Genomic DNA, 16,406 nt, shown 5'->3' on the forward strand with positions numbered 1-16,406 from the left:
CCCTGTCATATGGGCAAAACCGCAGGACGGGGGCAGGCAGGATGGATGGCGCGGCAAGGCGGCGGATCTGGGGCTGGTGGTTCTTCGACTGGGCGTCGCAGCCCTATGCGACGCTGCTGCTGACCTTCATCTTTGCGCCCTATGTCAAGGAATTGCTGGGCGACGGCAGCGCGGCACAGGCGGCCTGGGGCTATGGCGTCGGCGCGGCGGGCATCGTGATCGCGGTGCTGGCCCCGATCCTGGGCGCGGTCGCCGACAAGAGCGGGCACCGGATGGCATGGATCGTGCTGTTCTCGGCCTGTTATGTCCTGGGCGCGGGGGGGCTGTGGTTGGCCCATCCCGAAACGTTCAGCCTGCCCCTGATCCTGTTCCTGTTCGGTCTTGGCCTGGTGGGGATGGAGTTCGCGACGATCTTCACCAACGCGTTGCTGCCCGATCTGGGGCCGCGCAAGCAGCTTGGCCGCATCTCGGGCACCGGCTGGGCGTTCGGCTATGTCGGCGGGCTGCTTGCGCTGGTCGCGATGCTGGCGCTGTTCGCCGAGAATGCCGAGGGCAGGACGCTGCTGGGGCAGGCGCCCATCCTGGGGCTTGATCCCGAGACGCGCGAGGGCACGCGCTTTGTCGGGCCGTTCGTGGCGCTGTGGTATGCCCTGTTCATGGTGCCGTTCTTCCTGTGGGTCCGGGTGCCGCGCACGCCGCCTGTGGCCACGCTGCGCGAATCGCTGGCCAGCTGCCTGCCCGAGTTGCGCAGGACGCTGATGCACCTGCCACGCACGCCCAGCCTTCTGGCCTATCTGGGTTCGTCTATGTTCTATCGCGACGCGCTGAACGGCATCTATGTCTTTGGCGGCATCTATGCGGCGGGTGTGCTGGGCTGGTCGGTGGTCGATGTCGGGATCTTCGGCATCCTGGCCGTGATCTCGGCGGCGGTGTTTTCGTGGGTGGCGGGCGTTGCCGATCAACGCTTCGGCCCGAAACCCGTGATCGGTTTCAACGTGATCCTGCTGACGCTGGTCGCGATCGGGGTGATTCTGATCTCGCGCGAGAGCGTCTTCGGCATTGCCGTGCCGCCCGGCTCGAACCTGCCCGACATCGCCTTCTATGTTCTGGGGGCGATCATCGGGGCCGCGGGCGGGGCCTTGCAGACGGCCAGCCGCACGATGATGGTTCTTCAGGCGAATCCGGCCCGCATGACCGAGTCCTTCGGCCTTTACGCGCTGGCGGGCAAGGCGACGGCCTTTGTCGCGCCGCTGGCCATCGGGATCACGACGGATCTGACCGGAAGCCAGCAGGCGGGCATTACACCCCTGGTTGTGCTTTTCCTGATCGGCCTTGGTCTGCTAGTCTTCGTGCGGGCAGATGGCGAACGGGAGGACAGATGGCACGCATCCTGACCGGGCTGATCCTGGGGCTGGGTCTGGCAGCCCCGGCCGCAGCCGAGCCCACTGCAAGCGCGCTGTTCGGCGCAAAGGCGCGCCCTTCGGCGCAGCAGCCCGCCGCGATCGGCAGCTATGCGCGGGGCTGTGCGGCCGGGCTGGTCGAACTGCCCGAGACCGGGCCCACATGGCAGGCGATGCGGCTGTCGCGCAACCGCAACTGGGGCCATCCCGACGCCATCGCCTTTGTCCGCCGGTTCAGCGCCGAGGTCACGCGCCATGGCTGGCCCGGGCTCTATATCGGCGATATCAGCCAGCCGCGCGGGGGGCCGATGACATCGGGCCATTCCTCGCACCAGATCGGGCTGGATATCGACATCTGGATGCTGCCGCCCCAGCGACTGAACCTGAGCCGGGCCGAGCGCGAGAAGATATCCTCGATCTCGGTGCGCAGCCAGGATCAGCGCAGGGTCAGCGGCAACTATACCCGCGCACATGCCGCGATCCTGCGGGCCGCGGCGATGGATCCGGCGGTGGACCGCATCTTCGTGACGCCCCCCGTCAAGATCGAGCTGTGCAAGACCGCCACCCGGGCCGATACCCCATGGCTCCAGAAGATCCGGCCGCTATACGGGCATGACACCCATTTCCATGTCCGCCTGAAATGTCCCGCGGGGGATCGGCATTGCGAAGCCCAGCGCCCCACGGTCGCGGACCTGTCCAGGGGCGGGAACGGGTGCGACGAGACGCTGACATGGTGGGTGACAGAGTATCTCGACCCGCCCAAGGTGCGCCCCGGCACGAAACCGCCCCCCGCGCCGAAAGAGCGGCATCCGCGGGAATTCACCTTGGCCGACCTGCCCGCCCAGTGCCGAAACGTTCTGGCCGCGAACTGAGCCTGGCGCTGCTGCTCGCGCTGGGCATTGCGGCGCAGGCGGCGGCGGATCAGGCGTTGCATTTGGCAACCCTTCCCATCCCCAAGGCTGCCGAGTTTCACGGTCTGTCGGGGATCGACCTTTCGCCGGACGGCGAGCGGTTCATCGCAATCTCGGACCGAGGCTGGTTCCTGACCGGCCGCATCGCCCGCGAGGACGGCCGACCGGTGGCATTCGATCCGGATCGGACCCGGATTCACATGCTGAATATGCAGGGCCATCGCACGCGGAACCACGAGCGCGACGCCGAGGGGCTGGCGGTCGCACCCGACGGGCGGATCTTCGTCTCGTTCGAGGTCTATCACAGGGTCCGGGTCTGGCGCGACATCAAGGGGTCCGCGGCCTGGATGCCCGACTTGCCGGATGTCGACCAGTTGCGGCCGAATGCCGGGATCGAGGCGCTGGCGCTGGGGCCTGACGGTGCGCTTTATGCCCTGCCAGAGGAGCTTGTCGATGTGGAGGGCGTGCCGGTCTATCGCTTTCCGCTGCCGCCAACGCGGATCAGGGCAGATGGCAGCCGGGCCGGTCACTACGTCAGAAGCCAATGGTCCCGGGCCTTCAGCCTGCCTGTGCGGGGACGGTTCAAACCGGTCGGTGCCGATTTCGGACCCGATGGGTTGTTCTATCTCCTAGAACGGGACTTCGTGCCGCCCATCGGATTCCGCAGCCGGGTACGCCGTTTCGAGTTCGGACCGGACGGACCGCGCGACGAGACGGTGTTGCTGGAAACCCCGGTCGGGCTGCACGGCAATCTCGAGGGGATCTCGGTCTGGCAGGACGACGCGGGTGCGATCCGGCTGACGATGGTGACCGACGACAACGGCCTTGCCCTGCAGCGCAACGAGATCGTCGAATACCGGATTGTCAGCGCGCCGGAAGAGGGCTAGGAAACCGCGTCCGCCGCAGACCGGCGGGCCAAGTCTCCGCGACCTTGCCAAAACGGAACACATGCCAATGACCCGCCTGCTTCCCGGCATCCTTGCCATGGCCGCCATCGTGGTGGCCTCGAACATCCTCGTGCAATTCCTGTTCGGCCAATGGCTGACCTGGGGTGCGTTCACCTATCCGCTGGCTTTCCTTGTCACCGATGTGATGAACCGCGTCTACGGGGTGGCGGCGGCGCGGCGCGTGGTGTTCACGGGATTCGTCGTGGGGGTGGCCTGTTCGTTTGTCGGCACCCAGATCACCGGCGAGTTCGGCCCGCTGGTGACGCTGCGCATCGCGCTGGGCTCGGGGCTGGCCTTCCTGACCGCGCAACTTCTGGACGTGGCGGTGTTCGACCGGCTGCGCGAGGGGCGCTGGTGGCGTGCGCCGCTGGCCTCGACGCTGATCGGCTCGACCGTGGACACGGCGCTGTTCTTCACAATCGCCTTCTCGGCCTGGCTGAGCGTGATCGAGCCCGCGAACGATGTCGGCTGGGCGAACGAGGCGCTGCCGCTGCTGGGGCTTGGGCCAGTCGTTCCGCTCTGGATGTCGCTTGCGGTGGCGGATTGGGCTGTCAAACTTGCCCTCGCCTTGATCGCATTGGTCCCGTTCCGCCTTATTGTTGGGCGGCTGACGGCACAGGTTGCGTGAATTAACTGGACATACACCAAATCTGTGGCAGGCTGGTCTCGACGGCAACAGCAGAAAGGAGGTGGTCCAGTGTCTAGAGTGAGATTGGAGAGAGGTGTTGGAACAGTCGGGAGGGCCGTGGCCTGAGGGCAGCCCCGAAGGCCGGACGCTTCCGGTTGGGCCTGTCGCTCTAACCGGCCCATCTCCTTGACTCTCGGGGCCGCCTGCAAGGGCGGCCCTTTCCAATTCCGGGGATCTGCCCCACTCTTGCCGCATGCTGCGCATCACCGACGAGATCGAGATCGAGGATTGGGAACTGACCGAGGTCTTTTCCCGTTCCTCCGGGCCGGGCGGGCAGAACGTGAACAAGGTCTCGACCGCGGTCGATCTGCGCTTCGAGGCGGCACGTTCGCCGAACCTGCCCGATCCGGTCAAGGCGCGGCTGAAGCGGCTGGCCGGGCGGCGCTGGACGCTGGAGGGTGCTGTGCTGATCCGGGTGGAAGAGACCCGCAGCCAGGCGCGCAACCGCGAGATTGCCCGCGAGCGGCTGGCCGATCTGATCCGCAAGGCATTGGACCCTCCGAAACGCCGGTTGCCGACACGGCCCAGCCTGGGGGCGAAGCGTCGGCGCGTGAAGACCAAGAAGGAACGTGGCGAGGTCAAGGCTCTTCGCGGTCGGATCATCCCGGACAGTTAGGGACTTTGCCGATAAGTTGAGCGGGTTCGCGTCCCGAATGCCACCGCATGCCGCAGATGCGGTTTCCGTGGTCATGTGCCCTTGAAGCCGACGCGATTCCACGCCCTTATCTTCGCGACTGAGTGTTTCGCCCCCCAACTTCCTGGATGTGCTCAATGACCGATTCCGGTTTCCGTCACGGCATCCCCAAGCATCTGATTTATTCGCTGGGCATGGATCCGCAGAACGCCACGCTCAGCGACTGGCGCATCGCGCTTTCGCTGGCGGTTCGCGATCGGCTGGTGGATGCTTGGCATACCTCTGCGCGGGCGGAACGAAGGGCAGGGGCGAAGCGGGTCTATTACCTGTCGATGGAATTCCTGATCGGCCGCCTGCTGGAAGACGCGATCATCAATCTGCGGCTCGAGGACGAGGTGCGCGCGGCGCTTGCCTCGCTTGGGCTGTCCGCCGACGAGGTGATCGCGGACGAGCCCGATGCCGCGCTGGGCAATGGCGGTCTGGGGCGGCTGGCGGCGTGTTTCATGGAATCGCTGGCCACGCTGGGCGTTCCGGCCTTCGGCTATGGCATCCGCTACGAGCATGGGCTGTTCCGTCAGAGCTTTGTCGAGGGGCGGCAGGTCGAGGAGCCTGAGGACTGGCTGACGCAGGTCCATGCGTGGGAATTCCGGCGCCGCGATGTGCGGCTGCGGCTGTGCTTTGGCGGCGAGGTGGTCGAGGAGGGGGGCAGGCCGGTCTGGCATGGCGCCGAGGCGGTGATGGCGCAGGCCTATGACACGCCGATGATCGGCTGGCAGGGGAAATGGGCCAATGCGCTGCGGCTTTGGTCGGCCGAGCCCCTGCATGGCTTTGATCTCGACCGGTTCAACCGGGGCGATTATGCCGCCGCGGCCGAACCCGAGGCGCTGGCGCGCACGATCAGCCGCGTCCTTTATCCCGACGACACGACCGAGCGGGGCAAGGAATTGCGGCTGAAGCAGGAATATTTCTTCACCGCCGCCAGCCTTCGGGACATCCTGCGCCGGTTCGAGGCCGAGGGCGGTGCGCTGGCCGATCTGCCGAAAAAGGCGGCGATCCAGTTGAACGACACGCATCCCGCGATTGCCGGGCCGGAACTGGTGCGGCTTTTGCATGACGAGCGCGGGATGGCGCTGGATCAGGCGATCGAGACTGCGCGCGGCTGTCTGTCCTATACCAACCACACGCTGTTGCCCGAGGCGCTGGAACGCTGGTCCGAGGATCTGATGACCCGCCTTTTGCCGCGCCACATGCAATTGATCGAACGGATCGACGCGGCGCATGCCGCCGAGAACCCGGACCGCAAGGTTGCGCTGGTGCAGGAGGGCGAGGTGCGGATGGGCGAGTTGGCCTTCGTCATGGCACACAAGGTCAATGGTGTCTCGGCGCTGCATACCGGCCTGATGAAGCAGACGGTTTTCGAGGAACTGCACCGCCTGCATCCCGACCGGATCGTGAACCAGACCAACGGCGTCACCCCGCGCCGCTGGCTGTTCTCGGCCAATCCGCGGCTGAGCCGGTTGATCACCGACACCATCGGCGAGGGCTGGGTCTGCGATCTGGAACGGCTCTGCGAGCTTGAACCGCAGCTTGACGATGCGGCTTTCCTTGACGCCTATGCTGGGGCCAAGCGGGCGAACAAGGCGGATCTGGCGGGCTGGATGGCGGCCGAGCACGGTGTGCAGATCGATCCCGAGGCGCTGTTCGATGTGCAGATAAAGCGCATCCACGAATACAAGCGCCAGCATCTGAACATCCTGGAAACCATTGCGCTCTGGCAGGAGATCAAGGCGAACCCGAACGGGAACTGGGTGCCGCGGGTCAAGATCTTTGCCGGCAAGGCCGCGCCCGGCTATGTCTTCGCCAAGGAGATCATCCGGCTGATCAACGATGTCGCCGCGGTGGTCAATGCCGACCCCGAGACCAACCGGTTCCTCAAGGTCGTGTTCCTGCCGAACTACAATGTCAGCCTTGCCGAGCGGCTGATCCCGGCCTCGGACCTGTCCGAACAGATCTCGACCGCGGGCAAGGAGGCGTCGGGCACCGGCAACATGAAATTCGCGCTGAACGGGGCGCCGACCATCGGCACGCTGGACGGTGCCAACGTGGAAATCCGCGACCGGGTGGGTGAGAAGAATTTCTTCCTGTTCGGCATGACCACCGACGAGGTCGTTGCCCGCCGCGCCGTGCCCGATCATGCCCGGCAGGCGATCACGGCCGACAAGCGGCTGGGCGGCGCGCTCAAGGCGGTGTCTCAGGGCGTCTTTTCGCCGCGCGACCGGCACCGGTATCGCGGTTTCGTCGGCAACCTGACGGGGCATGACTACTTCCTCGTCTGCTCGGATTTCACCGCCTACTGGGACGCCCAGCGCCGCGTCGATGCGGCTTTTGCCGACCCTGCGGTCTGGTGGCCCATGGCCGCGCGCAACACCGCACGCACCGGCTGGTTCTCGTCCGACCGGACGATCCGGGGCTACATGGCCGATATCTGGAGGGCGGTTCCGGTTGACCCGGCGTGACGGGATGCTTTGCAACGCGCCGCGCGCGGCATAGGCTGCCGACATGACCCGCGCCGAGCCCAGCGATATCACGCCTCTGCCCTCGCCCGAGGATGCGCGGCGCTTGCAGGCCGGTACCCATGACGACCCTTTTGCCGTGCTGGGGCGGCATGGCGATTGCGTGGCCGCATTTCATCCCGGCATCGCCTCGCTGGAGATCTGCATCGGGCAGGCCGTCCACCCGCTTGCGCGTCATCCCGAGGCGCCCGACCTGTTCGTCGGCGTGGTGCCGGAGAATGGCCCCTACCGGTTTCGTGCGACAGACGGGGCGGGTCAGAGCTGGGAATTCGACGACCCCTATCGTTTTGGCCCCGTTCTGGGAGAGATCGACGAATTCCTGCTTGGCGAAGGCACCCACCGGCGGCTGTGGCATGTTCTGGGCGCCCATGTCCGCACGCGTGAGGGCGCAGAGGGCACGCATTTCGCGGTCTGGGCGCCCAATGCCCGGCGGGTGTCGGTCGTGGGGCCGTTCAACGGCTGGGACGGACGTCGCCACCCGATGCGACGCCGTGGCGCGACCGGGGTGTGGGAAATCTTCCTGCCCGGCATCGCCGAGGGCGAGGTCTACAAATACGAGATCCTCGGGGCCGAGGGCCAGGTCCTGCCGCTCAAGGCCGACCCGGTCGGCTTCGGTTCCGAACATCCGCCGGCCACCGCCAGCGTCGTCCGCGAGATCGCTGGCTATGGCTGGCATGACGGGGACTGGATGGCGGGGCGCGCCGGTCGCAACGCCCGTTCCGCCCCCATTTCGATTTACGAGGTGCATCTGGGCTCGTGGCGGCGCAGGATCGAGGAGGGCAACCGCCCGCTTTCCTATCGCGAGGCCGCCGAGGAACTGGTGGATTACGCCCATGACATGGGCTTTACCCATCTGGAATTCCTGCCGCTGTCCGAACACCCGTTCGACGGCTCCTGGGGTTACCAGCCGGTCGGGCTTTTCGCGCCCACCATCCGCCACGGCCCCCCGCACGAGTTCCGCGACCTGATCGACGCGGCGCATCGCAAGGGGCTGGGCGTGATCCTTGACTGGGTGCCCGCGCATTTCCCGACCGATGCGCATGGGCTGGGCCGGTTCGACGGCACCGCGCTTTACGAACATGCCGACCCGCGCGAGGGGTTCCACCACGACTGGCAGACGCTGATCTACAATTTCGGCCGTGTAGAGGTCGCCAATTTCCTGTTCTCCAACGCGCTCTACTGGCTTGAGGAATTTCACGTCGACGGGCTGCGCGTGGATGCCGTGGCCTCGATGCTGTATCGCGATTATTCCCGCAAGGACGGCGAATGGATCCCGAACATCCATGACGGGCGCGAGAACCTTGAAGCCATCGCCATGCTGCAACGGATGAACAGCCTCGCCTATGGCGAGGTGCCGGGCATCCTGACCGTGGCCGAGGAAAGCACCTCCTTTCCCGGGGTGTCGCAGCCGGTGGATGCCGGGGGGCTGGGCTTCGGCTACAAGTGGAACATGGGCTGGATGAACGACACGCTCGACTATTTCGGGCGCGCGCCGGTGCATCGGAAATATCACCATCACCAACTGACCTTCGGCCTGCTTTACGCGTTCTCCGAGAATTTCGTCCTGCCGATCAGCCATGACGAGGTGGTGCATGGCAAGGGCAGCATGCTGTCGAAGATGCCCGGCACCGATTGGGAGAAATTCGCCAACCTGCGGGCCTATTACGGTTTCATGTGGGGGCATCCGGGCAAGAAGCTGCTGTTCATGGGGCAGGAATTCGCCCAGCGGGCGGAATGGAACCATGCCGGGCAACTGGATTGGGGTGTTCTGGGCGCGGAATGGCATGCGGGCGTGCAACGGCTGGTGCGGGACCTGAACGCGCTTTACCGCGCCACGCCCGCGCTGCATCTCAAGGATTGCGAGGCCGAGGGGTTCCGCTGGATCGAGGCGAATGCGGCCGAGATCTCGGTCTATGCCTGGCTGCGCCTTGGCGCCCCCGGCGATCCGCCCGTGGCGGTTATCTGCAACCTGACCCCGGTCGAGCGGACAGGCGTCAGGCTGGGTCTGCCGCAGGCAGGGCGGTGGCGCGAAGTGCTGAATACCGATGCGTCTGCCTATGGTGGCGGCAATCGCGGCAATCTTGGCGGCGTTCTTGCGCTTGACCGGCCGCATCACGGGCTGCCCGCCTCGGCGGAATTGACGCTGCCGCCGCTGAGCGTGCTCTATCTGATGCCGGACGGGGTGTGATTGACGAGGGGGGATTTGACGATGGAGATGCGCTACAGCCGATTGTCCAGCCGGACGATGGCCTTTGTTCTGGCGGGCGGGCGCGGCAGCCGGTTGATGGAACTGACCGACAACCGCGCGAAACCGGCCGTCTATTTCGGCGGCAAGACGCGCATCATCGACTTTGCGCTGTCCAACGCGCTGAATTCCGGCATCCGCAAGATGGCCGTGGCGACGCAATACAAGGCCCATTCCCTGATCCGCCATTGCCAGCGCGGCTGGAACTTCTTCCGGGCCGAGCGGAACGAATATCTCGACATCCTGCCCGCCAGCCAGCGGGTCGACGAACATACCTGGTATCTGGGCACTGCCGATGCCGTAACCCAGAACATCGACATCGTGGACAGCTATGGTGTTGATTACGTTCTGATCCTGGCGGGCGATCACGTCTACAAGATGGATTACGAGATCATGCTGCGCCAGCATGTCGCCAGAGGGGCGGATGTGACCGTGGGCTGCCTGACCGTGCCGAAATCCGAGGCCAGCGCCTTCGGCGTGATGCAGGTGGATGCGACCGACCGGATCACCGCCTTTGTCGAGAAACCCGCCGATCCGCCCACGCTGCCGGGCGATCCGACGACCTGCCTGGCCTCGATGGGGATCTATGTCTTCGACTGGAAATTCCTGCGCGATCTTCTGATCCGCGATGCCGAGGATACGAATTCCAGCCATGATTTCGGCAAGGACCTGATCCCCCAGATCGTGAAGACCGGCAAGGCGATGGCGCATCGCTTCGCCGAATCCTGCGTGCGCGATCATCCCGAGGCCAATGCCTATTGGCGCGACGTGGGCACGGTGGATGCGTTCTGGAAGTCGAATATCGACCTGACCGATTTCACGCCCGAACTGAACCTGTGGGACCGCAACTGGCCGATCTGGACCTATTCCGAAAGCGTGCCGCCCGCGAAATTCGTCCATGACGAGGAAGACCGGCGCGGTACGGCGGTGTCGTCGATGGTCTCGGGGGGCTGCGTCATCTCGGGGACCGAGGTGCGCAACTCGCTTCTGTTCACGATGGTGCATACCAATTCCTACTCGGTGCTCGATCACGCGGTCGTGCTGCCCTATGTCGTCGTGGGCCGACATGCGCGGCTGAAGAATGTCGTGATCGACCGCGGCGTGGTCATCCCCAACGGGTTGATCGTCGGCGAGGATCCGGACGAGGACGCGCGCTGGTTCCGGGTGACCGAGGGGGGCGTGACGCTGATCACCCAGCCGATGCTGGACCGCAGGGCCGCTGCCGCATGATCCGGGTCCTGTCCGTCGCCTCGGAATGCGTGCCGCTGGTCAAGACCGGCGGGCTGGCCGATGTGGTCGGCGCGCTGCCTGCGGCGCTGGCGGCCGAGAGGGTCGAGATGCGGGTGCTGCTGCCGGGCTATCGGCCCGTGCTGGCCGCGCTGCCCAAGGCCGAACCCGTCTGGCAGGCCGATGACCTGTTCGGCGGGCCGGTACGCCTGTTGCAGGGGACGACGGCGGGGCTGTCGCTGTTCGTCCTCGACGCGCCGCATCTCTATGACCGCCCCGGCGGCCCCTATCTGGACGAGGCCGGGCAGGACTGGCCCGACAACGACATGCGCTTTGCCGCGCTCTCGTGGATGGCCGCGCGGATCGGGGCCGAGGGTGCGGGCGAGTGGCGGCCCGATCTGGTCCATTGCCACGACTGGCAGGCGGGGCTGGCGCCGATTTATCTCAAGGCGCGCGGGATCGATCTGCCCAGCGTGATGACGGTGCACAACATGGCCTTTCGCGGGTTGATCCCGCCTGACCGGCTGGCCGCGCTTGCCTTGCCCGGCTGGGCGTTTCAGCCCGATGGAATGGAATTCTACGGCCAGATCTCGGCTCTGAAGGCGGGGCTGGTCTATGGCTGGAAGGTGACGACCGTCAGCCCCACCTATGCCCGCGAACTGGCCGGCCCGGATTTCGGCGCGGGGCTTGACGGCGTGATCCGTGCGCGCGGGGCGGATGTGTCGGGCATCCTGAACGGCATCGACGAGGCCATGTGGAACCCCGCCACCGACCCCCATGTCTCGCCCTACAAGGCCCCGCGCGGCAAGGCAAAGGCCCGCGCCGCGCTGATCGGGGAAATGGGCCTGCCCGAGGGCGATGGCCCGCTTTGCGTCGTCGTTTCCCGTCTGAGCGAACAGAAGGGGCTGGACCTGCTTCTGGAGGCGCTGCCGCGACTGATCGCGCGGGGCGGGCGGCTGGCGCTGCTGGGCTCGGGCGATCCGGTGCTCGAGACGGCATGGCACGACGCGGCCGAGGCGCTTCCGGGCGTCGCCGTGCGCATCGGCTATGACGAGGCGCTGTCGCACCGGATGATCGCGGGGGGCGATGCGATCCTTGTGCCCTCGCGCTTTGAACCCTGCGGGCTGACGCAGCTTTACGGGTTGCGCTATGGCACCGTGCCGGTTGTCGCGCGCACCGGGGGGCTGGCCGATACGGTGATCGACGCCAACCCCGCGGCGCTGGCGGCGGGCGTTGCGACGGGCGTGCAGTTCGCCCCTGTCACGGCCGGGGCGCTGGCCACCGCGCTGGACCGGCTGTGCGATCTTCATGCCGATCCCGCGACCTTCCAGAAGATCCAGCGCAACGGCATGCGCGCGCCGGTCGGCTGGGGAGTGTCGGCCGCCGCCTATGCCGCGCTTTACCGGGAGATCGCGCCCCCCCGATGACGCTGCCCACGACGATCACCGCCGGCTGCCCGGACCCGCTCGGCGCCCATTTCGATGGCGAGGGCGTCAATTTCGCGCTGTTCTCGGAACATGCCAGCCGCGTCACGCTGTGCATTTTCGACGAGAACGGCCGCAACGAGATCGCCAATATCGACCTGCCGGAATGCACGCACCATGTCTGGCACGGCCATATCGTCGGGCTGATGCCGGGCCAGCATTACGGCTATCGCGTCCACGGCCCCTATCGACCCGACCAGGGGCACCGCTTCAATCCCTACAAGCTGCTGATCGACCCCTATGCGCGGCGGCTGTCGGGGCATCCGATCTGGAACGACGCGCTGATGGGCTACGAGGTCGGCGCCCCGCGTTCCGATCTGAGCTTTGACAAGCGCGACAGTGCGCCCTACATGCCGCGCTCCATCGTGGTGGCCGACAGTTTCGACTGGGGCGCGGATGCCCCGCCCCGCACCCCGTTGACCGAAACGGTGATCTACGAGGCCCATGTCCGCGGCCTGACCATGCGCCATCCCCGCGTTCACGCGCCGGGCAAGTTCCGCGCGCTGGCCTCTGACCAGATGCTGGACCATTACGCGCGCCTCGGGATCACGGCGGTCGAACTGTTGCCCGTGCATGCCTTCCTGAACGACCGCTTCCTGGTGGAAAAGGGGCTGCGGAACTACTGGGGCTACCAGACGCTGGGCTATTTCGCGCCCGAGCCGCGCTACATGGAAAGCGGCGATATCGCCGAGTTCCAGCGCATGGTCGCCCGCCTGCATGCCGCCGGGATCGAGGTGATCCTGGATGTCGTCTACAACCACACCTGCGAGGGCAACGCGCTTGGCCCGACCCTTGCCTTTCGCGGTATCGACAATGCCAGCTATTACCGTCTGGCCGAGGATCGGCGCCGTTACATCGACGACACGGGCTGCGGCAACACGCTGAACATCGACCATCCGATGGTGCTGCGGATGGTGATGGACAGTTTGCGCTACTGGGTCGAGGTGATGCATGTCGACGGCTTCCGGTTTGACCTTGCGGCGGCGCTGGGCCGGGGGCCGGACGGGTTCGATGCGCGTGCGGCGATCTTTCAGGCGATCCGGCAGGATCCGGTCCTGTCCCGCGTCAAGCTGATCGCTGAGCCCTGGGATATCGGCCCTGGCGGCTACCGGCTGGGCGGCTTTCCGGCGCCGTTCCTGGAATGGAATGACGGGTTCCGCGACGGCGTGCGCAGCTTCTGGCGGGGCGATCCGGGGCGGGCGCCGGATCTGGCCGGGCGGCTTACGGGGTCGGCCGCGCAGTTCGATCACTCGGGGCGGCCTGCCACCTCGTCGGTCAACATGATAACCGCCCATGACGGCTTCACGCTGGCCGATGTGGTCAGCTATGCCACCCGCCACAACCTTGCCAATGGCGAGGAGGGGCGCGACGGCCATTCGGCGAATTACTCGGACAATCTCGGCGTCGAGGGGGCGACCGACGATCCCGCGATCCTTGCGGCACGGGCGCAGCGGCGGCGCAACATGATGGCGACGCTGCTGCTGGCGCAGGGCACGCCGATGATCCTGGCGGGCGACGAGCTGGGCCACACCCAGCAGGGCAACAACAACGCCTATTGCCAGGACAACGCGATTTCATGGCTCGACTGGCACGGGGCCGATCACGCATTCCTGCGCTTTACCGCCCGGATGATCGCCTTTCGCAAGGCGCATCCGATCCTGCGCCAGAAGCTGTTCCTGCATTCCCGCGAACGCGCCATCGACGGGATCGAAGATCTGTTCTGGCGCCGCGCCGATGGTGCGCCGATGACCCGCGCGGATTGGGAGGATCCGGAGTTGCGGCTGATCGCGGTCGAGCTGCGCACCGCGGCCGGAACGCCCGAATATGCCGCGCAGGAACACGCGATCTTCGCCGTGCTGAACGCAGGCGGCGCCGTCGCGGTGACTGTGCCCGAGGCGCCACGCGGTCAGCGCTGGAGCCTGCATCTGGACAGCTCGCGCCCCGATCTTGCGCCCGCCCCCGTCGCCGGGGCGCTTGCCATGCCCGCCGAGGCCGTGGCCGTGCTGGTGCTGGAGCCCGCGTCTTGAGCCCCGCATTGGCGGCGCTGGCGGCGCGGGCGGGCATCCTGCCGCGCTATGTCGATCTTGCAGGGGCGACGCATGACACCGGGCCCGAGACCGCGCAGGCGCTGCTAGCCGCGATGGGGCTTGCCGCCGCGTCCGAGGCCGAGGCGGCCCGGACGCTTGCCGCGCTGGACGCCACCGATGCCGCCCGGCCGCTGCCCGACTGGATCGTGGTCGAGGCCGGGACCGCGCCTGTCCTGCACCCGCGCCACGCCGGGGCGTGGCAACTGTCGCTTGAGGACGGCACCTGCTACGCGGGCCGGGCACAGGAGGCCCTGTCGCTGCCGCCCCTGCCGCCGGGTCTGCATGATCTGACCATCGCGGGCCACCGCACGACGCTGTTATCCGCGCCGCCCCGCCTGCCGCTGCCGCCGCGTGGTTGGGGGGTGACGGTGCCGCTCTATGGTCTGCGGGATGCAGAGACCGGCGGGCTGGGGGATTACGCCGATCTTTGCGCGGTCGTCGCCGGGATCGGGGCGCTGGGCGCGGGTTTCGTGGGTATCAACCCGATCCATGCGGGCTTTCCGGGCGATCCGCAGGCGATCAGCCCCTATTCGCCCTCCAGCCGACGGCGGTTCAGCACCGCGCATCTGGCCTGTCCGGGCGAGGTTCGAATGTCAGGCGGGGCGCTGGTGGATTACGCGCCCGCCATTGCCGCACGGCTGACCTGCCTGCGCGCTGCTTTTGCCGCGATCGGCCCCGGCGAAAGGGCGGCAAAGGCAGGGTTTCGCGCGGCCGAGGGGGCGGATCTCGACCGGTTCGCCCTGCATCAGGCCCTGTCGGACCGCTTCGGCCCCTACTGGTCCGACTGGCCCGAAGCGTATCGCGCGCCCGATACCCCCGAGGTCCGCGCCTTTGCCGCCGAGAACCTGGACGCCATCGCCTTTCACGCCTGGCTGCAATTCCGCGCGGAACGCCAGCTTGGCGATATCCGCGCAGCGGCCCGGGATGCGGGGATGGCGCATGGGCTTTACCTAGATCTGGCGGTCGGCACGCATCCGGCGGGGGCCGAGACATGGGCCGATCCGGGGCTGTTCGCCCGCGGCGCCACGCTGGGCGCACCGCCCGATCCTTTTGCGCCGCAGGGCCAGAACTGGTCGTTGGCGCCGATGATCCCGCAGGCGCTGGCCGCCCGCGGTTTCCGCCCGCTGGCCGAGATCCTGCGCGCGCAGTTGCGCTTTGCCGGGCTCTTGCGGATCGACCATATCCTGGGCTTCGAGCGCGCCTTCTGGGTGCCCGGCGACGGACCCGGCGCCTATGTCGCCATGCCCAAACCCGCCCTGCTGGCCGTCGCCCGGATCGAGGCGGCGCGGGCGGGCGCGGTGATCGTCGGCGAGGATCTGGGCGTGGTCCCCGAGGGCTTGCGCGCCGATCTGGCCGCGTCGGGCATCCTCGGCTGCCGTCTTGCGATGTTCGAGCCGCATCCCGAAACCTGGCCCGAGGCGGTCATGGCCAGTTTCGGCACCCATGACCTTCCCCCATTCGCGGGCTGGCGGCAGGGTTTGGATATCGATTGGCACGCCCGGCTTGGCCATGTCGCGCCCGGGAGTTTGGCCGAACTGCGCCGTTGCCGGGCAGACGCGGTCGCCGATCTGGCCCGGCGCGCGGGGGGTGAGGATGTCGAGGCGCTGCATGGCTATCTCGGCGCAACCCCCGCCCGTCTGGTCGCGCTTCAGATCGAGGACCTGCTGGGCCGGACCGATCAGGCGAACCTGCCCGGCACCGTCGAAACCCATCCGAACTGGCGCCGCCGGATCGGACCGGGGTCAGCAAGGCTTGCGCAAGAGCCCATGCTTTCGCGCGCCGCGGCAGCGATGCGCCGATCGGGGCGGCAGGGTGCCGGGGGGCTGCCGAGCGGGGCTTTGAATACAGGCGCGGATCCTTCACCGAATGCCTGTCATGCAACCGTTACGATTCCCGTAACAGCATCTGCGGACGGGTCGCTGCGCCTGCCCGGACAAGGCACGTCGCAGGTCACGAGCGGAGGAAATGCCATGGCAAAGGGAAAACCCGAAGACGACCGAATCCAGGAGGCCGCCTATCACATCTGGAACCGGGAGGGACGGCCAGAGGGCAAGGAAGAGGAACATTGGTTCCGGGCGATCGAGGAATTGCAGGGCGCGACCGAGACCGAGACGCCCGCTCGCGCCAAGCCTGCCCGCAAGAAGACGACCACCAAGCCGAAAAAGTTCTGATCCGGATCCTTGTGTTCCGAAAACCGGACCGGTGCGCCT

General features: G+C 67.0%; 11 protein-coding genes. All 11 read left to right on the plus strand.

What is annotated here, in order from left to right; genetic code table 11:
* Positions 1-41: 41 nt before the first annotated feature.
* Positions 42-1,394, plus strand: coding sequence for an MFS transporter (locus EV216_RS01990; protein WP_132693377.1), 1,353 nt, complete (start codon positions 42-44; stop codon positions 1,392-1,394).
* On the plus strand, positions 1,379-2,272 hold the full coding sequence (gene mepA, locus EV216_RS01995) for a penicillin-insensitive murein endopeptidase (RefSeq protein ID WP_132693378.1): 894 nt from the start codon (positions 1,379-1,381) through the stop codon (positions 2,270-2,272). Before EV216_RS01990 ends, mepA begins: the two co-directional genes overlap by 16 nt.
* Positions 2,245-3,198, plus strand: a complete 954-nt coding sequence (locus EV216_RS02000; RefSeq protein WP_132693379.1) for an esterase-like activity of phytase family protein — start codon at positions 2,245-2,247, stop codon at positions 3,196-3,198. Before mepA ends, EV216_RS02000 begins: the two co-directional genes overlap by 28 nt.
* Before the next feature lie 67 nt (positions 3,199-3,265).
* Positions 3,266-3,886 (plus strand): queuosine precursor transporter, encoded by a 621-nt coding sequence (locus EV216_RS02005; protein ID WP_132693380.1) that lies wholly within the window; start codon positions 3,266-3,268, stop codon positions 3,884-3,886.
* Positions 3,887-4,139: 253 nt separating this feature from the next.
* Positions 4,140-4,562, plus strand: coding sequence for an alternative ribosome rescue aminoacyl-tRNA hydrolase ArfB (gene arfB / locus EV216_RS02010; protein WP_132693381.1), 423 nt, complete (start codon positions 4,140-4,142; stop codon positions 4,560-4,562).
* A gap of 146 nt (positions 4,563-4,708) precedes the next feature.
* A complete protein-coding gene (locus EV216_RS02015) occupies positions 4,709-7,096 on the plus strand; it encodes a glycogen/starch/alpha-glucan phosphorylase (protein ID WP_424511162.1) in 2,388 nt (795 codons plus the stop codon).
* Positions 7,097-7,139: 43 nt separating this feature from the next.
* Complete coding sequence (gene glgB, locus EV216_RS02020) at positions 7,140-9,341, plus strand: 1,4-alpha-glucan branching protein GlgB (protein ID WP_132693383.1); 2,202 nt, start codon at positions 7,140-7,142, stop codon at positions 9,339-9,341.
* 21 nt (positions 9,342-9,362) lie between these two features.
* Entirely contained in the window at positions 9,363-10,628 is a 1,266-nt protein-coding gene (gene glgC, locus EV216_RS02025; protein WP_424511163.1) for a glucose-1-phosphate adenylyltransferase, read from the plus strand.
* Positions 10,625-12,052 carry a glycogen synthase GlgA gene (gene glgA, locus EV216_RS02030; RefSeq protein ID WP_132693384.1) on the plus strand — a complete coding sequence of 476 codons (1,428 nt, stop codon included), beginning with the start codon at positions 10,625-10,627 and terminating at the stop codon, positions 12,050-12,052. Before glgC ends, glgA begins: the two co-directional genes overlap by 4 nt.
* A complete protein-coding gene (gene glgX, locus EV216_RS02035) occupies positions 12,049-14,136 on the plus strand; it encodes a glycogen debranching protein GlgX (RefSeq protein ID WP_132693385.1) in 2,088 nt (695 codons plus the stop codon). The genes glgA and glgX overlap by 4 nt, the downstream gene beginning before the upstream one ends.
* The gene (locus tag EV216_RS02040; protein WP_165899113.1) at positions 14,133-16,367 is read left to right on the plus strand and encodes a 4-alpha-glucanotransferase; all 2,235 of its coding nucleotides are present in this window, start codon (positions 14,133-14,135) and stop codon (positions 16,365-16,367) included. The genes glgX and EV216_RS02040 overlap by 4 nt, the downstream gene beginning before the upstream one ends.
* Positions 16,368-16,406 lie beyond the last annotated feature (39 nt).

Origin of the sequence: Rhodovulum steppense, assembly GCF_004339675.1 — a bacterium.
GTDB lineage: Bacteria > Pseudomonadota > Alphaproteobacteria > Rhodobacterales > Rhodobacteraceae > Rhodovulum > Rhodovulum steppense.